This window comes from Endozoicomonas sp. ALB032 (genome assembly GCF_049310125.1).
GTDB lineage: Bacteria > Pseudomonadota > Gammaproteobacteria > Pseudomonadales > Endozoicomonadaceae > Endozoicomonas_A.
On record NZ_JBLYNW010000001.1, the window covers coordinates 4,803,126 to 4,824,925 of the forward strand.

The following is a 21,800-nucleotide window of genomic DNA, read 5'->3' on the forward strand; positions in this document are numbered from 1 at the left end:
GTCTGACAAACGACAGTTTTCAAGCCATGGTCTCAACACGAATGCGTGTGACAGGTGCCTGGATATCGCTCAGGCTTTCAATTTCGGCAATGGCCTTATCCAGCTCCGATTCTTTGATGGTCTGGGTCAGGATAACAATGTCAGCGAAGCCATCGCTTTCACGGATCGCTTTTTGGGTGATGGCATCCATATTGATCCCACGGTCACTGAGAATCCGGGTAATGGCATTCATGACACCAGGGTGATCGTCAGCATGGATGCGCAGATAATTGGGACTCAGTGTTTCACCGATGGCCAGAACTGGAATGCTTTGTAACTGATCTTCGGAGAAACCCAGTGGGTTAGGGGCTGCTTCTGGCGTTGCCAGTGCTCTGGCAATGTCCATAATATCGGCAACAACAGAAGAGGCTGTTGGCTCGGCGCCAGCACCGGGTCCCACCATCATGGTTTCACCGATGGCATCTGCATTGATCACAACAGAGTTCAGAACGCCGTTGATATTGGCCAGTGGTCGGGAAGCCGGAATCAGGGTCGGATGAACTCTGAGTTCAACGCCTTCATCAGTCTGTCGGGCAATGCCCAGATGTTTTATGCGGTAGCCCAGCTCTTGCGCGTATTGAATATCGGCCGGAGTTATACGGCTGATACCTTCTGTATAGGCGCGCTCAAAGTTCAGAGGGATACCAAAGGCAATAGAAGCCATAATGGTCAGTTTGTGGCAGGCATCAATGCCTTCTACATCAAAGGTGGGGTCAGCTTCTGCGTACCCCAGGGCCTGGGCCTCGGCGAGTACTTCTTCAAATGAACGATTTTTGTCGCCCATTTCAGTCAGAATAAAATTACCGGTTCCATTGATGATGCCGGCCAGCCAGTTAACCTGGTTGCCTGCCAGACCCTCTCTCAGGCACTTGATGACAGGGATGCCGCCAGCCACTGCCGCTTCATAGGCAACCACGACATTCTTTTCACGGGCTGCCTGAAAGATCTCATTGCCATGTTCGGCTATCAGCGCTTTGTTGGCCGTAACAACATGTTTGCCGTGTTGGATCGCTGTGAGAATCAACTCCTTGGCAACATCGTATCCGCCAATGGTTTCGACAAGAATATCCACTTCGGGATTACGGGCGACATCAAAGATGTCACGGGTGACTTGGGTGGTCGAGGTATCAGCAGCAGGATTGTCCCGACGGGCACCAATCTGCTCTACAATAATGGGTCTGCCAGTTCGTGCAGCAATGCTACTGGCATTGCGTGTCAGTACATTAAACGTACCGCTGCCTACGGTACCCAGGCCACATATTCCTACTTTGACCGGTTTCAAACTGTTATCCCCCGTGAGCTGATCTCAACTCACTGTCTGTGTCGACGGCTTTCAGAAACAGAAAGCGCTCTGATTTATTATCAATGGATGGGGGATTATAGCCATAAACCGGCCTTAAGAGCGATAGTTTGCCCGAACTGTTTGCAGGTTCTTCGCTGTTCCTGCTGACGATCAGAGGCTATTAATGTATGGCGGTATGACTGATTTGGGAAGCAGGTGCGAAGCAGGTTCGCACCCTGAAGTACTCTATGACTTTGGCGCAGAGTCAGCTTTAGTGTCAGGAGCTGGTTCAGGGGCAGGAGGAGGTGTAATGCCCATAATTTTGGCAAGCTCCACAGCTGGGCGGTAACCGGGTATGGCTTTGCCGCTCTCAAGAAACAGAGCAGGGGTTCCGCTCACACCCAGCTTCAGGCCCTGCTCGAATTGCTCTTCAACGAGAACTTCGCATCGGGTTTGATCTTTGTCTTCTTTGGAAGCTTGATGAGTAATCTCTTTGCCGTTTTTCAGCTCTGAAAGGGCTTGCGTTCTCTCAGGTGAACACCAGGCATTAACCATTTTGGCGTAGGCGGGGGATTGTTTTCCGCCTCTGGGGAAAGCCAGATAACGTACTTCTATCCCCATATTATTGAGTTCAGGCACTTCCTGGTGGAGCTTTCGGCAGTAACCACAGTCGGTATCTGTAAAGATATAAACAACGCCTTTGACCTCTTCGGGTGAAAAGACAATCTGATCTTCTTTTTTCAGAGACTTCAGTTGGTCTGCCACGGCTTTATTACGGAGTTCTTCTGTCAGGTTAACGATCTGGCCATTGTTAATTTCCAGCATGTCACCACGCAGCAGGAGTTTGCCGGTTTCATTGGAATGGATCACGCTGCCGCCTTCCAGCGTTATTCTGAACACGCCTTCCCAGCCAGTCTTTTCAATCTTTTTAATGGGAATGTTGGGATCCAGACCTTTCAGTTCACTGGTAATGGCATTTTGTACTTCTTGAGTGACCTGGTCTGCTAATGGCTCAGCCCGCAAAAAGGGGGCAGTCGCCAGAGTGGCAGATAAGATCAGGGTGCTTAGGCGCATGAGTCATCCTCCTGGGTATTGTTTTTTTCTCGACCGACAGTGTGAAGCAAGTCAGGTAGCTACTGCCAATATGATCGTAGGTTCTGGGGCAGAAGTTTAGACACTTTATTGGAATTGTCAGTTTTAGCTGCCATGAATCAGAAAATTGACTACTGGTTGGTTGTGATATCTCCTTTTGTGTTCCGTCAGGTCTCTTGAACTTCTGCAGAGCGTCCAACATAGCCTCTGTTGGCCATCCGTATCTGTTACGGTTATGTCGCACCTTCTTCGCCCGCTGTGTTCTGCGTTTTCGTGAGCCGACAAACTACTGGCATTCGGGAAGATCTCCCCGCATCGCCATATTTGGCCATCCTCGCCGATTATGAAGGTGTCACAGACCAGCCCGACTACGACAGCCTCCTTCGCGGGAATGACGGGAGTGAAGACAACTCGTTCCCACGCTGGGACCCACAGGGCCTGAAAGTGTGGGAATCAGTGTTTTGCGACACCCTCAGAGCGTGGGAACGAGTGGTGAGTGCTCTAACAGGCGGCGACATAAACCGTGACCCGTTCGGAGTTGGGTCTTTACTTTCTGGGTGGAGGCATTAATGCCGCGTCCAGGGGGAGCCTTCGAAAAGTCTCCCTATCAATATCTGCAACACCATAGTTGGTGCTGAGATAGTCCAGGATCGGTTCCCAGGTTTCAGAAAGATCCCAGAGTCCCTGGGTATCTATCATCCACTGCAGGGTCTCACGCCAGGCTTTTTTGTCACCACTGTTCTGGCTGATAATAAGACTGCTATGGCAGACGTTACACTGAGCGTTAACCATCTCCCAGCCCGGAGCCATTATCAGTCCGGACCCGGGATCAACCGGGTACTCTTTTTTTGGCACTTCATCGGGTGCGGCCAGGCTTGCTCCACAAAGTAACGCCGAGACTATCAATATTTTGAGCTTTTTTAAGTCCGGCATCAGGCAACCCTCACAGCAATTCGGTGACAGCCATTGAAGAGGTAGCCTTTCGGATTCCACTGGGGTTGTACCACAGGCTGGGAATCTCCTTCACTGTCCGTGGCTTTGGCCCAGATTTCGTAGTAACCCTGCTCTGGCAGCTTCAGATTTATGCGCCACTGTTGCCAGGCACCCTTGTTGACCGGTTGACTCAATTCGGCCTGATGCCAGCGAGTACCATAGTCATAACTGACTTCAACCTTGACGACTTTTCGCAAACCGGCCCAGGCGTGCCCCCTCACTTCCTGGGTTTTACCCAGTGACAGTTCAATCCCGCTCTGCGGGAAAGTGATCAAAGATTTGACGATCATCTCTTCGATAATTTCATAATCTTCATTGGGCACTTTCTCTCCGGGTGCTATAGGGTATCTGGGAACCTGATAGGCCGGTGCTGCCATCTTGGCGCCATCATGCACCTTGTTACGAACACTGATACCTGTGGCTGCCTTCTGGGAGACAGAAGCCGGGCGGCCAGCAAAGACAATGCGCAGGGGGAAACCGTGGCGAAATGGAATATCTTCGCCATTCATAGCCCAGGCGATCAGGGCGTTATCATTCATGGCTGCGGCAATGGGTACACCCCGCGAAATCGCAGGTCCTGTGCCGCTCAGTTGTTTATCAATCCCATGGTTACCGGTGTAAACTGCGTCGTCTTTCACGCCACAGTCTTTCAGTACATCGCTGAGCAGGACGCCGGTCCATTGTGAGCAAAAAACGGCAGCGTTATTCCATTGGTTGCCTTTGGTGTTGGGAAAAAAATTTTTACGGCTATTGCCGCCACATTCCAGAACCAGGTTCTGTTTGTGGTGTTTGAACCTGCTTTTGAGTTCATCAATGGTATAAGTCCTGGATTTGACGACGGATTCACCGTCGACAGTAAAGGTCCAGGTCTTCGGGTCTATCTTGTCGAAATCCGGCATCAGACCATTCCAGCGTGTAAAGGCTATGTTTGCCGGTGTGACTGCCGGGTCCAGCATATGCTCAGCAGGATGGGCATTTAACGGCTTGGTATTCAATACCGTGTAATAATCTGGCAGATCTTCCGCCCTGACCCATTTCATTGTGGAGATGTCAACAGGCTCCAGACCCGGGGGACGGTTTTGAGCAAAAACCCACCTCACAGACAGAATGGAAGCAGCGGATGCGGTCAGTGCCTGCTGTAGAAACTTTCTTCTGTTCATTGTCTGGTATCCGGTTAACCTTTTGGCATCTGGTTTGTTCAGGTTACAGAGGCTTTGGGTATGCTCAAGGCTTTTTGCCTTCGAAGAAAAAGTCAGCCAGACGCAGCATATCTTCTTCACTTAACAGTTGAGCGACTTTAGTCATGGTGATGTCCTGTCGTTTCCCGCTTTTGAAAGCCTGTAATTGAGCGAAAAGGTACTGGCGATTCTGCCACTTGAGATTCGGGATGGTATTGAACTTATTACTACCATCCTGACCATGGCAGGCACGACACATGTTAGCTAACTTTTCATATCTGTCAGCTGCCTGGGCTGTTGACAGGATGGCAGAAGGCAAAAGCAGCAGTGCTGTAACTGCCCAGGGTCTCAGGTAGAGCCTGATGGTATCCGGTAAGTTCAAAGCGCAAGCCTACACAATGTTTTCTGATTTTAATCCGAATGGCTAAATTAAAAGGCGTAGGTCTTATAATTGCTAAATAGTGATGCTTATAAATACTTAATATCTGTTTTTTTTGGGTCTGATGAAGCCGGATTCGGATGTTCAATGGGTGTCTGTCAAATGAAGCTTAGTCTTGTATTTTACTGTTTAAAAAGGCTGAACCTGCATTCAGCCTCTGGGATGGTGAGATTCATGCAGTTCGCTCAACCGCTGCCGGGCAATATGGGTATATATCTGGGTCGTTGAAAGGTCGCTGTGTCCCAGTAGCAGTTGGACCACCCGGAGGTCGGCTCCATGGTTCAACAGGTGGGTAGCAAAGGCGTGTCGAAGAACGTGGGGGGAAACCGTGCTTTGAATGTTAGCTGTTATGGCATGTTGTTTGATCCGGTGCCAAAAGGTCTGACGTGTCATCGGGCTGCCGTTTCGGCCGGGAAACAGTACCCGATTCTCCGGGTCACTGATCAGAAAGGGTCTGCTGTCTTTCAGGTAGAGGTGAAGCCAGTTCAGGGCCTCTTCACCCATAGGCACCAGCCTCTCTTTATTACCCTTGCCCTGAATACGAACGATGCCCTGCCTTTGGTTGATTTGATTCAGGTTGAGGTTGACCAGCTCCGATACTCTGAGTCCGCAGGCGTAAAGTAGCTCCAGCATACATCGATCTCTAACTCCTAAATCGGTATCAAGATCAGGGGCTGCAAGCAGGTTTTCAACGTCAGTCTCCGTCAGGGATTTGGGCAGAGGCCGTCCCTGTTTGGGCATCTCAATATTTTGAGTAATGTCCTGACTGACCATGTTTTCTCTTAAAAGGTAACGGTAATAGCCACGCAGGCTGGATAGTGCTCTGGCTGTTGAGCTGGGTTGAAACTTTTGCTGGTGTCGCCAGGCCAGATAGTTTCTCAGGTCCGAAGTAGATGATTTCTCAAGTGTGAGTCTGTTCTGAGAAAGCCAGGAAGCGAATTGTTCTATATCGCTTTTATAGGCCGTGCGGGTGTTTTCGCTAAGGCCTTTCTCAAGCCAGAGGTGGTTGAGAAACAGTTCGATGGAGGTATTGGCCATTATTATCTGTATATCAGGTTCAGGTCTCCATTATTGCGGCATATGGAAGGATCGTAAAGAAAACAGTACAAGCCTGAAAATGAAAAGCTGTTTTCTGTTTTGAAGCCATAAAAAAAGCGACTTTCGTCGCTTTTTTTATGGACTGACAAGGTTGCCGGATTGTCAGAACTTTTATGACCCTGGGCGTCATGCTCAGGGTTTTGGAGAACCCTAAAGAGTTTTTCCGCGCGAGGCGAAAAGCGTCCCTTAGTTGAGCTTTTCCTTGATACGAGCCGCTTTACCGCTCAGAGCGCGCAGGTAATACAGCTTGGCTTGACGTACGTCACCGCGACGCTTCACATTGATAGAAGCGACCAGAGGGCTGTATGTCTGGAAAACACGCTCAACGCCAACACCGCTGGAAATCTTGCGAACGGTGAAAGCGGAGTTCAGGCCACGATTACGCTTGGCAATGCAGACACCTTCGAACGCCTGCAGACGCTCACGGTTACCTTCTTTAACCTTAACTTGTACGACCAGGGTATCACCAGGGCCGAAGCTCGGGATTTCCTTGGTCATCTGCTCTTGTTCGAGCGCTTCAATGATTCTGTTCTTGCTCATTTTAAATCTTGCTCCCGTTAGTCAAGTGTTCCGCTCGTCGAGTCTGCCTTGCTGTGGCTATCCGAAGAATGATGCTCCTGAATGAATTCAGACAACAGTTTTTCCTCTTCACGGGTCAGTTTTCTGTCTTGCAACAGGTCCGGTCTTCTCAACCAGGTTCTGCCCAGTGCCTGTTTGAGGCGCCATGCACGAATTTTTGCATGATCCCCAGACAACAGGACTTCCGGCACTCTCTGCCCCTTGAAAACCTCAGGGCGGGTGTAGTGCGGACAATCCAGCAGGCCATCAGCAAAGGAATCCTCTAATGCGGAATCCTTGTGACCCAGGGTGCCCGGTACAAAGCGTGAAACTGCATCAATCAGAGTCATGGAGGCGAGTTCGCCACCACTTAACACGTAATCACCGATCGACCATTCCTCGTCGACTTCTTCGTTGATTACACGCTCATCAATACCTTCATACCGCCCCGATACCAGAATAAGCCGCTTTCTGGTGGCCAGCTCCTGAACCCCGGCCTGGTCAAGCAGGCGTCCCTGGGGAGACAGGTATACTACCGTGGCATCGGCTCCTGCAGCCTTCTTGGCTGCATGGATGGCGTCACGCAGAGGTTGAATTTTCATCAACATGCCGGGACCACCGCCGTAAGGTCGGTCATCCACAGTCCGGTGTCTGTCGTGGGTGAAGTCCCTGGGATTCCAGGTTTCTACCGAGACAATTCCCTCCTTTACAGCACGGCCGGATATGCCGTGATCGGTAATGGCCCGAAACATTTCCGGGAAGAGGGTGACTACACCGAACCACATATCTGCTGTTACGGGTGATTGTTCATGGCTGTTCTGCGGCTCAGGGCTGTCTAACGGCTCAGGGCTGTTTAATGGTTCAAGGCTGTCCGCAGGCTCTGGGCTTTTAATCAGACCAGGGCTGTCCATGTCAGTTTCACTCATAACGGTTAAAATTCCGGATCCCAGTCAATCCGAATGAATCCTGCTTCCGGATTCACTTCCATAATCACCTGATCCAGTAACCAGGGGACCAGTCGTTCGCGTCGGTCGATGCTGCCCTTGCAGGCTTTGATGACCAATACGTCGTTGGCTCCTGTCTCCATCAGGTGGCTGGCTTTGCCCAGCAGAAGCTCCTTGCCCGCCTCGTCAGCGGTTTTCACTTCCAGACCTTCAAGCTGATGCCAGTATATCTCGTCATCAGCCAGTGGGGGCAGTTCGCTCTCAGCGATGAGGATTTCTGAGCCAGTGAACTGGCGGGCGATATCCCGGTCATCGCATCCGGCGATGTGTGCGACCAGTCCCTTGCCCTGACGGCGGCCCTGATCGACTTCAATGGTCTGCTGGCGACCATCCTGGCGCAAAATCCAGTGTTTGTAGTTCAGAATATTGGTCATGGGATTGGTGTGTGAATACACTTTCACCCAGCCTTTTACTCCGTACACACCAGTAATACTTCCGAGGACAACCTGTTTGGGTTGAGCGGTTGCTGATGCTTTTTTCACTGGTTCTGTTCCTTTTTGAGGTGGTTGTTTAAACGGCCCGGGGCTGTTCTAAACGGCTCAGGGTTGTTCAAATCTGACCTCAGGCTGCTTTGGCGTCTTTCAGCAGCTTGCTAACGCGGTCGGATACGGTAGCGCCCTGGCTCAGCCAGAACTCAACACGCTCCTGATCCACACGCAGACGCTCTTCCTGACCACGGGCAGTAGGGTTGAAGAAACCTACACGCTCGATGAAACGGCCACCTTGAGCCTTACGGCTGTCAGCAACAGTCAGGTGGTAGAACGGACGCTTTTTGGAACCGCCGCGAGCTAAACGAATTGTTACCATGGAATAATTTCCTGTAATCGTGATGTCCGGCAACGCTTATCTCTGAGGGCTCCGGGAGCCTTCAGATTCATGGAACACCGACAGTGGGCCATGAAGGGCGCATATTCTAAGGAATAACCGTCCTGCTGACAATATGCTTGACACTTATCTTGCTGCGGAAAGTCTCATGGAATGAGAGGAGGGCAGGCATTGTGAGCTACAACGACGAGCTTGTTATGACTTTTATATTGCACGCAAGTTTTAAAAAAGTCTTTTCAGATTGCCCATTCTTAATGTTATTGAAACTGTCCGGGTTGACTGAAAAGCCTGAATACCTGGTATAGGTGATGTTTGTCGTATATAAAATCGACCGTTTCCTGATCCATGAATGAGAAAGGAAAAGTCATGTTTTTTATTACGGTCGATGAAGAAATACGATTACAGCTGGTCAGTGAGGCGTTGGCACCAGGACAATTCTGGGTTCCATGCTTTCAGGCCCTGTGGGTCCCAGCGTGGGAACCCATACCTATCTCGCGTTGTAGAGTCAGCTTTTTAGGGTAGGTATGCATTCCCACGCAGAGCGAGGGTGTCGCAAAACTCTCTCCGGCGTGGGAACGCGCTGACTCCCGTCATTGCCGACTTCATTCTCGTCATTGTCGGCTTCATTCTCGTCATTCCCGCGAAGGCGGGAATCCACAGTGACTCTCCATCAGAACAATATGCCCGGTGTCCCCCTGGCCTTGTCATCCCCGAGAAGGCAGAGATCCACCGTTGGCGCTGGATTCCGGCCTTCGCGGGAATGACGACTTCAGAGCGTGAGAACGAGCTGTTGAAGTTTTGCGACACCCTCAGAGCGTGGGAACGAGTGGTACCACTCTTCAAAAGAGCTTAGAAAGGAAACTTCTTGCCGCCGCCTGGAGTCATCATACCGCCCATGCCGCCGGGCATCTGACCTTTCATGCCACCCAGACCGCGCATCAGCTTGCTCATGCCGCCTTTCTTGGTGACTTTCTTCATCATCTTGCTCATCTGCTTGTGCTGCTTGATCAGACGGTTGATGTCCTGGATCTGGGTGCCGGAACCTGAGGCAATGCGCTTCTTGCGAGAGCCGTTCATAATATCCGGATTTGCACGTTCAGCCGGGGTCATGGAGTTGATGATTGCTTCCATCTGGACAAAAATCCTGTTGTCCATCTGGCCGGGCATGTTGGCTGGCATACCCGGCATGCCGGGGAGTTTGTCCATAACGCCTGCAAGGCCGCCCATTTTCTTCATCTGCTGAAGCTGGTCACGGAAGTCTTCCAGGTCAAAGCCTTTACCCTTTTTCAGTTTGCTGGCCAGTTTGTCGGCTTTCTTTTTGTCGAGCTTCTGTTCAGCTTCTTCAATCAGGGAGAGAACGTCACCCATGCCCAGGATTCGGGAAGCGATACGGTCAGGGTGGAAGGGGTCCAGAGCGTCTGTCTTTTCACCGACACCCATGAACTTGATTGGCTTGCCGGTAATATGGCGAACTGACAGGGCGGCACCTCCGCGTGCGTCACCATCTGCCTTGGTCAGAATGACACCGGTCAGGGGCAGCGCATCACCAAAGGCTTTGGCGGTATTGGCGGCATCCTGGCCGGTCATGGCGTCAACCACAAACAGGGTTTCGACAGGATTAATGGCACCGTGCAATGCCTGGATTTCAGCCATCATATCGCTGTCGATGTGCAGACGACCGGCGGTATCGACAATGACCACGTCAATATGCTTCAGGCGAGCTTCCTGAATGGCTGCTGTGGCAATATCAACGGGTTTTTGTTCGCTGCTGGATGGGAAGAAATCGACGCCGACTTCACCCGCCAGCGTTTCCAGTTGCTTGATCGCTGCCGGACGGTAAATGTCGGCACTGACGACCATCACAGATTTTTTGTGGCGTTCCTTGAGGAACTTGCCCAGTTTCGCCACAGAGGTGGTTTTACCGGCACCCTGAAGACCGGCCATCAGCAGGACCGCAGGTGGCTGGGTCGACAGGTTCAGCTGGTCATTGGCTTCGCCCATGACCGAAATCAGTTCTGCCTGAACAATCTTGACGAAGGCCTGGCCGGGGCTCAGGCTGGCCTGTACCTCCTGACCAATCGCCCGCTCTCTGATCCGGTTGATGAACTCTTTGACCACCGGCAGCGCAACGTCAGCCTCCAACAGAGCCTTGCGAACCTCGCGCAGGGTATCTTTAATATTGTCTTCAGACAGTTTCGCCTTGCCGGTGACGTTACGAAGCGTCTGCGACAGGCGTTCGGTTAAATTCTCGAACATCCAGTTACCTTGGAAATACCTTGAAGTAAGGTGCAAGTATGTAATTGGCAGTCATTATATCCAATCCAGCGCAAAAGGGGCAGTATCGGGTCCCGGCAGAGACAGTATTTCCACTTGATGGATGAAAACAAAGTGGTTCTTGTGTAGATTTGGACATGGCAAGCTCTGGTTTGCATCTTCCTAAGTGGCTTTGTGACGGTTTCGCCATCAGGAAAATTTCAGATGGAGGTTATAAAAGAATCAATGAATTTCATGCTCGTCAGCATCGGTGCCATCATTTTTTATGCGGTGGGAATGGTCTGCCAATGGGGAAGAATTACTGGTCGCGGTGGCGCTCGAAAGGTGGTGTTGCTGGCAACCACAGTCGGAGCTGCTTTACATGCTTTTTCGCTCTATTTTTCTATTCACACCGATAAAGGGACCAACCTTGGTATTCTCACGATCGGTTCTTTGACGACACTGATAGTCACACTGGTAGTACTGCTCAGCAGTTTGCGAAAGCCTTCTGAAAGTCTGCTGGTTACGATTCTGCCTTTTACCATCATCTCGGTTCTGGCGGACTGGCTGGCTCCGTTGGAACACATTTTTCATTCACCCACCCTGATGGTGGTGCATGTTCTGCTGTCGGTATTGGCCTATGGTTTGTTGATGGTGGCCGTGTGTCAGTCACTGCTACTGGCCTATCAGGAGAAGCAGCTGAGGAGTCACAATCAAAAGCGTCTGCTAAAAGCCCTGCCGCCCCTGCAGACTATGGAAAAATTGCTGTTCGAGTTTCTATCTGTAGGAGTGATCCTGCTGACCCTCTCGCTGATTTCAGGCTTCCTGTATATCGATAATATGTTTGCCAGTGATATGTTCCACAAAACAGTGCTTTCTCTGGTGGCCTGGGTGCTGTTTACGACACTGCTGATTGGGCGCTGGGTCAATGGCTGGCGAGGACAAAAGGCCATGCGTTGGACGGTTGCCGGTTTTGTCCTGTTATTGGTGGCTTACTTTGGCTGGCGGACGGTTGTTGACTTTATCCTGGTTAGATGAGCCTTTTCGGAGCAGACTCTGTTTCCTGCTCCTCTTAATCTCTCTTGGTACTTCTTTTTTTTTCCGGCAGCTTGAGATGTCTGTAAGTCGGTCTATTGTTTATGGCTATGAAAATGATAATAGCCACCAAGCTCAGTAAAATTTTCTTGACGGCGGGTGTTGCTCTATTTAGTACGTTGGTTGTGTTTAATAATCTGATGGACTATCAGAGCAATTACCTTTATGTCCAGCATGTGATGAGTATGGATACAACCGGGAACCATGCTCAGGCAGAATGGCGAGCAATTCATGATCCCATGGTCTGGAAAATTGCTTACAGCCTGATTATTGCTGTTGAAGCCATTATAACCCTTTTATGTTGGACGGGTGTCGCTTGTATGTTCTTCAATCTGCACGGTGAGAATTTCCATGAAAGCAAGTGTCTGGCTCTGCTGGGTTTGACTCTGGGCATCATGCTCTGGTTTCTGGCCTTTATGGGAATTTCGGGAGAGTGGTTTCTGGCCTGGCAGTCCCGCAGCTGGAGTGGTATTCAGCCAGGCTTCAGGGTGGCCACATTGTTTTTTTTGACCTTGCTCTATTTGAGTCAGGAAGAGCGATAAAAGTGTTTGGGGTTTAGAGTATGAAACGTTAGAATCAGCGCTTTCATAAACAGAATCTTAACGAGCGATTTCAGCCTTGAGCGAAGCATCTACCAGTCTTCTTTTAACCATATTGGCCCTTTTAATGTTGCTGTCGGCTTTTTTTTCCAGTTCGGAAACCGGCATGATGGCGATCAACCGTTATCGCCTTCGCCATCTGGTTCGCAAGAATCACAAAGCGGCCATGCGGACTCATAAACTGCTTGAACGCCCCGACAGACTGATTGGTGTGATTCTGATTGGCAACAACTTTGTCAATATCCTGGCTTCTGCCCTGGCCACTCTGGTGGCAGTGAGGCTCTGGGGGGATAGCGGTATTGCAATTGCTACTCTGGGTCTGACGGTGGCAGTACTGATTTTCGGTGAGGTAACACCCAAGACAGTTGCCGCGCTCTATCCTGAAAAGATTGCTTTTCCTGCCTCTTTTATTTTGACGCCGCTGCTGAAACTCTTCTATCCCATGGTGGTCGTTTTAAACTGGGTCTGTGGTTTCCTGCTGAGACCTTTTGGTATCAAACCCGGTCAGGCTGCCGAGGATCAGTTGAACGCTGAAGAGCTGCGCACCATTGTGACCGACCCTGGCATGTTGTTGCCGCAGAAAAGACGGGGAATGTTGCTGGGTATTCTGGATCTGGAGAAAGTCCGGGTAGACGATATCATGGTACCCCGAAATGAAATTTTCGGAATTGATATTGACGATGACATCAAGGATATCCTGGAGCAGTTAAGGGCCTGTCAGCACACCCGCTTGCCAGTCTATCGTGGCGATGTGAACAATCTTGTGGGCATGTTGCATATGCGAAAGGTGGCGCGACTATTGAGTCAGGAAGAAGTCAACAAAGCGCTTCTCCTGCAGGAAACCACAGAGCCTTATTATGTTCCTGAAAGCACTCCCCTGCATACCCAGCTGTTTAATTTCCAGAAGTCAAAAGAGCGTGTAGCGCTGATAGTCGATGAATATGGCGATGTTCTGGGCCTGGTGACGCTGGAAGATATTCTGGAAGAAATTGTGGGTGACTTTACTACCGATGTTTCCGACTCCAGCCAGGATATTACCCCTCAGGAAGACGGCACTTACATCATTGATGGTTCTGCATCCATAAGAGATATTAACCGTTCTCTGGGTTGGAAATTACCCACCGGGGATGCCAGAACAATTAACGGTTTGATCACCGAGATGATGCAGTTTATACCGGAGTCCAGTGTCTGTCTCAAAGTAGGCGAATACCGGTTTGAGATTATGCAGGTCAAGGACAATCGAGTAAAAGCAGTGAAAATTTTCACTGCTTAACCTGAGTCACTTATTCTGTAAAATGGACTTTAACCTCAGGCCATCCGAAAGTTAGCGGTTTTGCGTAAAACTGTGGCTGGCATGGAACTGAGGGGCATCCAGTGGAATAGTGGTGTTTAATCCCACATTCAGAAATTCTACCAGCATAATGGCCGTCAATCCCCAGATCAGATATTCATCGTATTGATAAGAGGGCATGGAGTAGGTTTTATCGTTCATGCTCCAATGGTGAAACTGCAGGTTGTCCAGATTGGTGAAAAACTCCAGTGGGACGTGAAAAATGCGGTCCAGCTCTTCAATGTTTGCGCTGAGTGACAGGTTTTCCGGTACAGAACCGACGACAGGGATCACCTTGATGCCAAAGCGCGAAATAACTGGACCCATGGTGCCCAATATATGGACGGAAGCAGGGTTCAGATCAATCTCTTCCTGGGATTCTCTCAGGGCGGTCTGAATCAGATTATGATCGTCATCTTCCCGTTTGCCACCGGGAAACGCCACTTCACCGCTATGCTTGTTCATGTGCGAAGCCCTTCGGGTAAGGATTATTTCGGTGGCCTGTCCCTGGCCATTAGTCACCAGAGGTATCAATACTGCGGCTTCCGGTAGAGGAGTGTCTATACTTCTTGGCTGATGTTTGTGGAGTCTTCGTTCTATATCTGTAATCAACATATAACAAGTGAATCTCTGGCTTTCTTGGCGACATTCAGATGCTCAGAAAATATAGTGACATTGAAAAAAGGCGCCGTTGGAACATTATTGTTATCGACCTTGGGTACCAGACTGCCAGTAACACCAGGCAGAGCTAAGCTTCCGTGGGTGCAACACTAATTTTTCAGGCTTTGAAAAGATCATAACACAGATATTTTTTACGGCATGATCCATCTGGTAAAGAAATGATAGGCATTTTCTACACCAACTCTGATTCAAGTGACTTCAGGTATGAATCAGGTTAAGGTGAAGAAAGATTTTCATAGTTAGAAGGAAAAACAGTGAATTTCTGCAGTGAGTGTGGTGCGAAGGTCAGTAAGAAAGTTCCTTGTGGCGATAACCGGTTACGTGATGTTTGTGACAACTGTGGCAAAATTCACTATCAAAATCCGTTAATCGTTGCCGGTTGTCTGCCAGTCTATGAAGGTAAAGTGCTCCTTTGCAAACGCTCTATCGAACCACGCAGGGGTTACTGGACATTACCCGGCGGTTTTATGGAGCTGGGAGAAACCCTTGAGCAGGCTGCCCTGCGGGAAACCATGGAAGAGGCCGGAGCCGAGGTTACTCTGCAATCACTATATACCCTGTTTAATATTGTTCATGTGAGCCAACTCTCGGTATTTTTTCTGGCTCATCTTGATAAACCCGAATACAGCGCCGGTGAAGAAAGTGAAGCAGTGGCCCTTTTCAGTGAAGAAGATATTCCCTGGGATCAGCTGGCTTTCAACACCATCAGTCGCACCCTTCGCCATTACTTCAGTGATCGTCAGACAGGTGATTTCCCTCAGCGGATGGAAGATATTGCCCTGCCGGGCCGTAGAGTGGCTTCCTGAATTTCAGGGGTATTTTATCAGGTTGAAGCAGCGTGAATGACAAGCCGGAAATTACCGATCAGCAGTTAGTGAAACTGGCAGGCGAGAAAGCTTTTTCCCGGGGGAAGGGGTACTACCAGGAAGGACGGGTTACAGACCTGACGATCCGGGGCCAGAGGATTTCAGCCAGTGTTATGGGCAGCGAGGTTTATCAGGTCAATCTGGTTTATACCCAGAGTGCCCTGGACGGCAGTTGTAACTGTCCGGCTTCTGATGGCATCGACTTTTGCAAACACTGTGTTGCTGTGGCTATGGTGTTGCGAGATAAAGTCTTTGTTCCCCGGGTGAAAAAAGGCGCACAGGCCACAGACGTATTGGCCGCTTATTTATTGCAGATGCCCAAAGAAGAACTGGTGGGGCACTTTGTTGAAATGATAGACGCCAGTCGTTCAGTGCGAGAGCACTGGTTGCTCAAGGCTGAAACAGCTCTGGGCATTATGGACCGAAAAACCATCCGTAAACGAATAACCGCCGCTATCCCCTACAATCGACATTACTTTAGATACGCTCAAGTCAGGCAGTATTTTGCCAATGTCGAACAGGTTCTCTTTAATCTTGAACCCCCTTTAAAAAAGCTGGCAGCTACTGATCAGTTGGCGTTGCTGGACTATGCTATGTCACGAATCGTCCGTGCGCTGGAGACAGTGGATGATTCCGGAGGTTTCAGGTTTGAGGCTGTCGCTCAGTTACAGAGGATGTATGTTGAGGCCTTTGCTTCACTGAACTGGTCTGAAGCGTCCAAGGCTCAGCATCTGTTGGAGTTGCTGCTCAAGGATGAAGATGAATGGCATGGCCGCGTCCCGGATGATTTCAGTGAAGTTATGACGCCAGAGTGTCAGAAGACTTTCCTGGAGATCGCCCGGGCTCGTTGGGATGAGTTACCCAGGCTGAAAAGTGATAACTGGCGGGATCGCCTCATTTATGACCGGTTGCTCAGTGTCCTGCAAGTCGAACCCGAACTGGAAAATGACTACAAGACATTGATTCAGCTCTATAAAAAGATTGCCATGACTGAGAAAGACTATCTGGTTATTGCGCGCTGTTATCTGGAGCTGGATGAATATGACGAAGTCCACAATTATCTTGATAGAGCTCGGCAGAGCAGTCGTTTCGGTGAATCAGCTGAGATTCATGAACTGCAACAGTTGCTGCTTTTGAAAACGGGGCGAAGCTCTGAAGCTTTGCAGGATGTTTGGGAGCAATTTAAAGAGTCACCAACACTGTCCACTTTTGAGTATTTGCAGGAGCTTTCACAAGACCTGAACAGTCAGCAAGACTGGCGGCAAAAAGCCATAGACTGGATGAAAGAGCGTGTCGTTAGTACTCAGGGGTATCTCCACCACCGTGTGTTAAACACACTGATGATGACTTTTCTTGCCGAGTCTGATCTGGAGTCGGCCTGGCAACTGGTTACAGATGCAGAACCGGATGTGGCATTGCTCTACGAGCTGAGGAAACATTTTCGGCAGGATGGAGAACGCTCTTTTGCTCTCTATGGGAAGCTGGTTGAAGCTTGTCTACAGAAAAAAACGAATAATAGTTATAAAGAGGCGGTCGAGCTAATGGCCGAGTGTCGGCAGATATTGACTGGACTGAATCAGCAGCAGGCATTCAGTCATTGGTTTGAAGAGCTGCGCGAAAAGCACAAGGCTAAAAGAAACTTTATTCGTTTTCTCGGTGAGGCGTTTCCCGGCTTTTAGACTCAGGCTCCAAGCGGCCAGCTTTCAAAGGCTGGCTCTTCATAAGGGTGTGCCGATTTCAACGCTGCAATGGCGGCTTTCAGATACTGGTCCTCGCAGATCATTTCAACCTTGAATTCCTGAACGGTTTCCAGCTTACCCTGGCTACCGATAAAAGGATCGCTGCCATCCAGCGCTCTGAACTGTCCCTGACCTAACGTTTGCCAGCAACAGTTGTCGTACTTTTCATAACGACCGGCACCCGCAGCAAAGACGGCAGTCTTCACTGATTCAAGATGACTTTCAGGGACAAAAAAACAAAGCTTATGCAAAGACATGTCGTTTTCCAGCAAAATGATTGATAACAGGATTGGCGTACATCCTCAGGAACCAGGGTTGATGAGCCTCCGGGCACTGGGTTATGCGATCATTGAAGTCTGTGACTTTATCGTCGAGCGATTCTTCCGGGCAAAACCTTTCAAACAGAGCCTCTAAAGTGCACTCTGTGACATTGGGATAGCCACTGCGGAGCCGATCAAAGGCAATCAGATTGGAAGCGAACAGATGGTAGTTTTGATGAACCTGACGATCTACCTCTTCAACAACCTGATTGGCATTTTCATACTCCTCGAACAGCGGTGTACCGAAAGCCACATGAACCTTGCCTTTGAAGCCTTCGATGCCTGTCACTATGCTTTGCAGGTCTTCTCCTTTAAATTTTTCGTAATTACCCCAGGTTTCAGTGGCGTGGAGTTCTCTGGCTTTGGCCATATCGCAGGGGTCGTATTCGTAAGCAATCGAAACCGGTACCAGGTTCATGGAGCGAATGCTGTCGGCAAAAGAGGTTTCCGCAGCCTTTCGGCTCATGTGGAGCATTTTGATGATAGCAGAGTCGGTTTTGTCGTCACCGTCTTTTGCCCGGCCTTCACTTTGAGCGATCCAGACGGGATGCCCGGTATCTATGGAGTGATGAATATAGGCTGACAGTGTCTGATAAGACCTGAGTTTTTCCCGGCGGCCTTCCACAGAGCGTTTGACGATAAAGCTTTTGTTAAGACGCATCAGATCGCTGACAAAAGGTCTTTGCAGCAGGTTGTCACCAATGGCTATTCGAACGGTTTGCATGCCCTGTTTGTAAACAGCCAGATTGACAAAAGCCGGGTCCATGACAATGTCCCGGTGATTGGACAGGAACAGATAAACCTGCTCTTTGTTGAGCTGATCCAGTCCGGAAAAGCTGATGCCGGAAGTACTGCCTTCAATGACGCGGGTCAGGTAAGGTTCAATGACGTGTTGCAGTCCATCAATGTCATGTATGTTCTTCAGTTTGTAGCGCAATCCCATGGCTGTCAGCCAGCCTGCAATACCATTAAGGAAAGCAGGCATATCAGGGTATTGATGACGCACCAGTGCCTGAATAAGCTCACGGTCTTGCAACAGGCGGTCCAGGACGGGCCTTACTTCCTGATCGTGATAGGGGCGGATCTCTTCAAAACGTTCCATCTGTTTCGGGTGGTTGCCTTTTATAACAGCAGTGAGTGAAACCACGAGTATATAGTTATTAAAACAAAGGGTCTGTAGCCGGGTTGTGGCACTTTGTAACGGTTTGAGAATGGCTGGACGTATGAATGTTTGTTGATGTGGATTTAAATGATTATTGAGTTGGTGATAATTGAAACCTTGCAGAATTCCCTGCCTTGAGTGTGTATACTCTGCCCAATCGAAAAAATCAGTGTTTCAAAAATGAAATCATTGAGCAGTCGACTGCTCAAAATGGCTAGAGGTAATAGATGTTATTGAGTAAAAAGTGCCAGGGTGGGCTGCTGGCCATTACATTACTGTTTTCCCTGAGTGGCTGGGCTGCTGACTTTTCCAGTCTGTTGAAGCGGGCCAGCTCAGGTGACGAACAGGCCGTGCTTGAAGCCGGCAGCCTGTTGGTTGCTGGTAAAGTCAGGCCGGAAAATGCCAGTCAAACCCTTTCTCTGCTGGAGCCTCTGGCGAACAAAGGTAATGTTCAGGCAGAACTCTTGTTGGGCAAGGCCTATCGAGAGGGTCTGGGGGGTGTAGCTAAAGATCCCAAAAAAGGTTTTCAACTGATCGAACGGGCCGCAGGTCGACAGGGCAAGAGTGCGGAGGCTCAGTACGAACTGGGGAAATCGTATTATAAAGGGGCAGGCACAGACCGCAACCTGATTGCTGCTTATATGTGGACTGCCCTGAGTCTGGAAGATTCTGAGGGGGACTTTCTGACAGCGGCCCGTAAACAGAAGCAGGAGCTGTCTGAACTGCTCAACCCTGCCCAGAGAGCTAAAGCGAACGAGCTGGTCAGCCAGATCAGGACGGTCTACCTGAAGTAAGCTTGCTTGACGACGATAGCCGTGTTTTTATTAAAAGTATGATCAAGATATTCAGCCCTGAAAATCTCCTTGAGGCTCAATGCCTCAAGGATGTTCTGGAGAGCCATGGCATTGCCTGCCATCTGGGAGGTAGCTATCTGGCGGGTGCCGTGGGTGAACTACCCGCTACCGGTCTGCTGGCTCTCTATGTTGACGATTACGATGCCGGTCTGGCTAAAGAAATGATCGAGGATTACCTCAGGGCGTCCCCCGTTTTGGAAGAATCTGATCACATTCAGGAAGAGTGATTATGTGTGGTCGTTACACGCTGATGGCTGATCAGATCAACCTGGGGTGTCTGGGTATCCACCAGACGGAAGTCAATATTCCCTCCTATAATGTTGCGCCTGGTGAACAGGTGCTTATTGTCAAAAATAATGAGCAGGGCTGTTTTGAAACCGCGCGGGTTAAGTGGGGGCTGGTTCCTCACTGGCTGCAGGATTTTTCCAGAGCCCAGATCAATGCCAGAATCGAAACCGCTGCCGATAAACCAATGTTTCGTAGTGCCCTCAGAAAGCAGCGTTGTCTGATTCTGGCCGATGGCTGGTTCGACTGGCAAAGGGTAGGGGATCACAGTCAGCCATGGTATATACGTCCAAAGTCGGGTGGTTTGTGCCTGTTTGCCGGTCTCTGGGAGAGTTATCCTGTGGACGACCAGTTGAGTTTCGAGTCCTGCGCGATTCTTACTCGTCCTGCTATCAGTGATATTACACCGCTGACTGAGAGAATGCCGGTTCTGTTGCAACAAAAACAGGCCAGGGAGTGGCTGGGTGAGCGCTATAAGACGGTTCTGTCGAGTTTGGGCAAACCGACTGAGACAGTCAGTAAACTGTCTTTTTATAAAGTGGGCAGAACGGTGAATCATGTTTCGAACAAGGGACCAGAGTGTGTGAAGAAACTGGTTGCTCGCAATTAAACGACTCCCCCGTTGCCAACGACTAAAGGTGAGAGGAGTCTTGAGGCTCCCCTTACCTGATTAATGGCTACCGGTACCCTATTCTGAAGTGCTTCGAGGATCAAGTGTCTGCCCAATAAAGAGGATTCTTTTTGTTATTTTATTATGCAATACATAAAGAAATGGTCGATTAAATTGGACGGATTTTCTCTGATTGTCCTTGGTCGATCTCGTAGAAATAAGGTGTGTGACAGCTGCGGCTCGGGTCCCATTTTCATTAAGCTCAATCGCACAATGTTGATGAGCCTCATCAATAGAAACAGCTAGAGGATTGGATAGCATAGCGCCTAATTCCAGGGGTCTTGTAAAAAGAGGGTGTAAAGCTGTTTTACGTAAAAAATCGCTCAACTCAATGTCCGAATCCACTTTAAAGGGTGGAAGTCCAATAGAGATTTTTGAACATGATGGACATGATTCCCCGGAGTTTAATGATGAAAATAATGCCATTATTATTTCTGCTGATATCTCATGGGGCATTATCCCTTGGGGAGGTAAAACTAAAATCATTTCATGGGCTCCCTGGTAAGGAACGGTGACTGCTTCCCAATCATTGTGATTTGTGTACTGGGAGGAACTGATTTCACCCACCATAAATTCGTTCAAATTGACTCTCTGACCGTCGGGTAAAGTAAATTTAGCTTTTCGGACATTAAAAGACCTTTCCCAAAGCCCTTTGAAGTAAATAGAATTTATGAGTGCCATGGTGGTATCTGGCGGCCATTGGTCGGCGTAGCAAAATTGTGGAACCATGCCATGGGTTAACTGGCTAAATAGTTTGTTGAGCTCATCTGCAAGGCTTTCTAAAGATACACGGTCGAAGAAGTTGATGTTATCACGAATATCGACGTTTACATCTTTTAGTCTCTCACGATAAGTTTCCTTAAGTTCAAGTCTATCGGACAAGAGCATAGTGTTCGAGATGGAGTATTCGTCTTGAGCAGAAGATGTTGCGGTTGGTGCTGCTGCAAGGGATGGCTCAGAATAATTATCTCCCAGGTAGCTTTGAAGCAACCGCCTGGTTTCTCCAGTAGCCCCCATGAGTAATGGTACCAGAGCTCGAAAAAGGCCATCAGGGGAGATAAGAAAATTTTCAGGCGTTACTTTTGCTGCCTGATTAAATACACTTATAGCAAGCTCCAAATGCCCCTTGGACTCAGCCGCCCGTGTACCAGGATCCGAATCAGGGCTTTCTGGTGTTGCCGATTGGACAGGCATTGTGTCACCTTTAAGCTTGTCGTCAGAATCTTCTTCATGAAACGCCGGGCAGGCTGAAAATTTTTCACGATCCTGATTGATGCCGCAGTTGTCATTGGTCAAAGCCCAGAGTTGTGAGGGTAGCAACAGGAAACAAAGCAAACTGACCAAGAGCAGAATGCGCCTGTGCTGCAAGGCTATATCGGGAGATTTAATTACCTGAGCCATGCTGGCACCTTATAACTTACTGATTTCAGGGGTTGTC

The 21,800-nt window shown here is 49.5% G+C and carries 24 protein-coding genes; 9 read left to right on the forward strand and 15 right to left on the reverse strand.

The window, feature by feature from the left end:
- Positions 1-19: 19 nt before the first annotated feature.
- From ACO6VG_RS17515 to rpsP, 10 genes are all read right to left on the reverse strand, one after another.
- On the reverse strand, positions 20-1,321 hold the full coding sequence (locus ACO6VG_RS17515) for a homoserine dehydrogenase (protein WP_422133484.1): 1,302 nt from the start codon (positions 1,319-1,321) through the stop codon (positions 20-22).
- 246 nt (positions 1,322-1,567) lie between these two features.
- Complete coding sequence (locus tag ACO6VG_RS17520) at positions 1,568-2,395, reverse strand: DsbC family protein (RefSeq protein WP_422133485.1); 828 nt, start codon at positions 2,393-2,395, stop codon at positions 1,568-1,570.
- Between the two features lie 564 nt (positions 2,396-2,959).
- On the reverse strand, positions 2,960-3,346 hold the full coding sequence (locus ACO6VG_RS17525; protein ID WP_422133486.1) for a hypothetical protein: 387 nt from the start codon (positions 3,344-3,346) through the stop codon (positions 2,960-2,962).
- The gene (locus ACO6VG_RS17530) at positions 3,346-4,566 is read right to left on the reverse strand and encodes a sulfite oxidase (protein ID WP_422133487.1); all 1,221 of its coding nucleotides are present in this window, start codon (positions 4,564-4,566) and stop codon (positions 3,346-3,348) included. The genes ACO6VG_RS17525 and ACO6VG_RS17530 overlap by 1 nt, the downstream gene beginning before the upstream one ends.
- Before the next feature lie 64 nt (positions 4,567-4,630).
- Positions 4,631-4,966, reverse strand: a complete 336-nt coding sequence (locus ACO6VG_RS17535; RefSeq protein ID WP_422133488.1) for a c-type cytochrome — start codon at positions 4,964-4,966, stop codon at positions 4,631-4,633.
- 207 nt (positions 4,967-5,173) lie between these two features.
- On the reverse strand, positions 5,174-6,061 hold the full coding sequence (gene xerD, locus ACO6VG_RS17540) for a site-specific tyrosine recombinase XerD (protein WP_422133489.1): 888 nt from the start codon (positions 6,059-6,061) through the stop codon (positions 5,174-5,176).
- 246 nt (positions 6,062-6,307) lie between these two features.
- Positions 6,308-6,661: a 50S ribosomal protein L19 gene (gene rplS, locus ACO6VG_RS17545; RefSeq protein ID WP_252180499.1), complete on the reverse strand. Its 354-nt coding sequence runs from the start codon at positions 6,659-6,661 to the stop codon at positions 6,308-6,310.
- A 17-nt stretch (positions 6,662-6,678) separates the two neighbouring features.
- On the reverse strand, positions 6,679-7,464 hold the full coding sequence (gene trmD, locus ACO6VG_RS17550) for a tRNA (guanosine(37)-N1)-methyltransferase TrmD (protein ID WP_422476305.1): 786 nt from the start codon (positions 7,462-7,464) through the stop codon (positions 6,679-6,681).
- A 146-nt stretch (positions 7,465-7,610) separates the two neighbouring features.
- Entirely contained in the window at positions 7,611-8,165 is a 555-nt protein-coding gene (gene rimM, locus ACO6VG_RS17555; protein ID WP_422133490.1) for a ribosome maturation factor RimM, read from the reverse strand.
- A gap of 79 nt (positions 8,166-8,244) precedes the next feature.
- Entirely contained in the window at positions 8,245-8,490 is a 246-nt protein-coding gene (rpsP, locus tag ACO6VG_RS17560) for a 30S ribosomal protein S16 (RefSeq protein ID WP_317141840.1), read from the reverse strand.
- Between the two features lie 565 nt (positions 8,491-9,055).
- On the opposite strand from rpsP, the gene ACO6VG_RS17565 reads away from it, so the two are divergent.
- Positions 9,056-9,361, forward strand: coding sequence for a hypothetical protein (locus tag ACO6VG_RS17565; RefSeq protein ID WP_422474950.1), 306 nt, complete (start codon positions 9,056-9,058; stop codon positions 9,359-9,361).
- On the opposite strand, the gene ffh is transcribed toward ACO6VG_RS17565, so the two are convergent.
- A complete protein-coding gene (ffh, locus tag ACO6VG_RS17570; RefSeq protein ID WP_422133492.1) occupies positions 9,358-10,764 on the reverse strand; it encodes a signal recognition particle protein in 1,407 nt (468 codons plus the stop codon). The genes ACO6VG_RS17565 and ffh overlap by 4 nt on opposite strands.
- Positions 10,765-10,986: 222 nt before the next feature.
- On the opposite strand from ffh, the gene ACO6VG_RS17575 reads away from it, so the two are divergent.
- The 3 genes from ACO6VG_RS17575 (at position 10,987) to ACO6VG_RS17585 (ending at position 13,728) form a co-directional block, all read left to right on the forward strand.
- Complete coding sequence (locus tag ACO6VG_RS17575) at positions 10,987-11,799, forward strand: cytochrome C assembly family protein (RefSeq protein ID WP_422133493.1); 813 nt, start codon at positions 10,987-10,989, stop codon at positions 11,797-11,799.
- Between the two features lie 101 nt (positions 11,800-11,900).
- Positions 11,901-12,398 (forward strand): DUF2165 family protein, encoded by a 498-nt coding sequence (locus ACO6VG_RS17580; protein WP_422137818.1) that lies wholly within the window; start codon positions 11,901-11,903, stop codon positions 12,396-12,398.
- Positions 12,399-12,474: 76 nt separating this feature from the next.
- The gene (locus tag ACO6VG_RS17585; protein WP_422133494.1) at positions 12,475-13,728 is read left to right on the forward strand and encodes an HlyC/CorC family transporter; all 1,254 of its coding nucleotides are present in this window, start codon (positions 12,475-12,477) and stop codon (positions 13,726-13,728) included.
- 51 nt (positions 13,729-13,779) lie between these two features.
- Here the strand turns inward: ACO6VG_RS17585 and ACO6VG_RS17590 are convergent, their stop codons facing one another.
- Positions 13,780-14,400 (reverse strand): CoA pyrophosphatase, encoded by a 621-nt coding sequence (locus tag ACO6VG_RS17590; RefSeq protein WP_422133495.1) that lies wholly within the window; start codon positions 14,398-14,400, stop codon positions 13,780-13,782.
- 320 nt (positions 14,401-14,720) lie between these two features.
- Between ACO6VG_RS17590 and ACO6VG_RS17595 the strand changes: the two genes are divergently transcribed.
- Positions 14,721-15,272 carry an NUDIX hydrolase gene (locus ACO6VG_RS17595; RefSeq protein ID WP_422137819.1) on the forward strand — a complete coding sequence of 184 codons (552 nt, stop codon included), beginning with the start codon at positions 14,721-14,723 and terminating at the stop codon, positions 15,270-15,272.
- Positions 15,273-15,304: 32 nt separating this feature from the next.
- Positions 15,305-17,011 (forward strand): SWIM zinc finger family protein, encoded by a 1,707-nt coding sequence (locus tag ACO6VG_RS17600; protein ID WP_422133497.1) that lies wholly within the window; start codon positions 15,305-15,307, stop codon positions 17,009-17,011.
- A gap of 2 nt (positions 17,012-17,013) precedes the next feature.
- Here the strand turns inward: ACO6VG_RS17600 and ACO6VG_RS17605 are convergent, their stop codons facing one another.
- Positions 17,014-17,328, reverse strand: coding sequence for an NGG1p interacting factor NIF3 (locus ACO6VG_RS17605; RefSeq protein ID WP_422133498.1), 315 nt, complete (start codon positions 17,326-17,328; stop codon positions 17,014-17,016).
- On the reverse strand, positions 17,315-18,538 hold the full coding sequence (locus tag ACO6VG_RS17610) for a 1-acyl-sn-glycerol-3-phosphate acyltransferase (protein ID WP_422410356.1): 1,224 nt from the start codon (positions 18,536-18,538) through the stop codon (positions 17,315-17,317). Before ACO6VG_RS17610 ends, ACO6VG_RS17605 begins: the two co-directional genes overlap by 14 nt.
- 242 nt (positions 18,539-18,780) lie before the next feature.
- On the opposite strand from ACO6VG_RS17610, the gene ACO6VG_RS17615 reads away from it, so the two are divergent.
- Genes ACO6VG_RS17615 through ACO6VG_RS17625 form a run of 3 tightly spaced genes read left to right on the forward strand, consistent with a single transcriptional unit; the run spans position 18,781 to position 20,302 of the window.
- Positions 18,781-19,347, forward strand: coding sequence for a tetratricopeptide repeat protein (locus ACO6VG_RS17615; protein ID WP_422410354.1), 567 nt, complete (start codon positions 18,781-18,783; stop codon positions 19,345-19,347).
- Between the two features lie 2 nt (positions 19,348-19,349).
- The gene (locus ACO6VG_RS17620) at positions 19,350-19,634 is read left to right on the forward strand and encodes a DUF2007 domain-containing protein (protein ID WP_422133501.1); all 285 of its coding nucleotides are present in this window, start codon (positions 19,350-19,352) and stop codon (positions 19,632-19,634) included.
- A gap of 2 nt (positions 19,635-19,636) precedes the next feature.
- On the forward strand, positions 19,637-20,302 hold the full coding sequence (locus tag ACO6VG_RS17625) for an SOS response-associated peptidase (protein ID WP_422441782.1): 666 nt from the start codon (positions 19,637-19,639) through the stop codon (positions 20,300-20,302).
- Positions 20,303-20,380: 78 nt separating this feature from the next.
- Here ACO6VG_RS17625 and ACO6VG_RS17630 read toward each other — a convergent pair whose 3' ends face one another.
- The gene (locus ACO6VG_RS17630; RefSeq protein ID WP_422474952.1) at positions 20,381-21,763 is read right to left on the reverse strand and encodes a serpin family protein; all 1,383 of its coding nucleotides are present in this window, start codon (positions 21,761-21,763) and stop codon (positions 20,381-20,383) included.
- Positions 21,764-21,800: the final 37 nt, after the last annotated feature.

Coding starts and splice junctions, on each gene's coding strand:
- ACO6VG_RS17520 (WP_422133485.1), bottom strand. CDS start 2,395: ATGCGCCTAAGCACCCTGATCTTATCTGCCACTCTGGCGACTGCCCCC.
- ACO6VG_RS17525 (WP_422133486.1), bottom strand. CDS start 3,346: ATGCCGGACTTAAAAAAGCTCAAAATATTGATAGTCTCGGCGTTACTT.
- ACO6VG_RS17530 (WP_422133487.1), bottom strand. CDS start 4,566: ATGAACAGAAGAAAGTTTCTACAGCAGGCACTGACCGCATCCGCTGCT.
- xerD (WP_422133489.1), bottom strand. CDS start 6,061: ATGGCCAATACCTCCATCGAACTGTTTCTCAACCACCTCTGGCTTGAG.
- rplS (WP_252180499.1), bottom strand. CDS start 6,661: ATGAGCAAGAACAGAATCATTGAAGCGCTCGAACAAGAGCAGATGACC.
- trmD (WP_422476305.1), bottom strand. CDS start 7,464: ATGTGGTTCGGTGTAGTCACCCTCTTCCCGGAAATGTTTCGGGCCATT.
- rpsP (WP_317141840.1), bottom strand. CDS start 8,490: ATGGTAACAATTCGTTTAGCTCGCGGCGGTTCCAAAAAGCGTCCGTTC.
- ffh (WP_422133492.1), bottom strand. CDS start 10,764: ATGTTCGAGAATTTAACCGAACGCCTGTCGCAGACGCTTCGTAACGTC.
- ACO6VG_RS17575 (WP_422133493.1), top strand. CDS start 10,987: ATGGAGGTTATAAAAGAATCAATGAATTTCATGCTCGTCAGCATCGGT.
- ACO6VG_RS17580 (WP_422137818.1), top strand. CDS start 11,901: ATGGCTATGAAAATGATAATAGCCACCAAGCTCAGTAAAATTTTCTTG.
- ACO6VG_RS17590 (WP_422133495.1), bottom strand. CDS start 14,400: ATGTTGATTACAGATATAGAACGAAGACTCCACAAACATCAGCCAAGA.
- ACO6VG_RS17605 (WP_422133498.1), bottom strand. CDS start 17,328: ATGTCTTTGCATAAGCTTTGTTTTTTTGTCCCTGAAAGTCATCTTGAA.
- ACO6VG_RS17615 (WP_422410354.1), top strand. CDS start 18,781: ATGTTATTGAGTAAAAAGTGCCAGGGTGGGCTGCTGGCCATTACATTA.
- ACO6VG_RS17625 (WP_422441782.1), top strand. CDS start 19,637: ATGTGTGGTCGTTACACGCTGATGGCTGATCAGATCAACCTGGGGTGT.
- ACO6VG_RS17630 (WP_422474952.1), bottom strand. CDS start 21,763: ATGGCTCAGGTAATTAAATCTCCCGATATAGCCTTGCAGCACAGGCGC.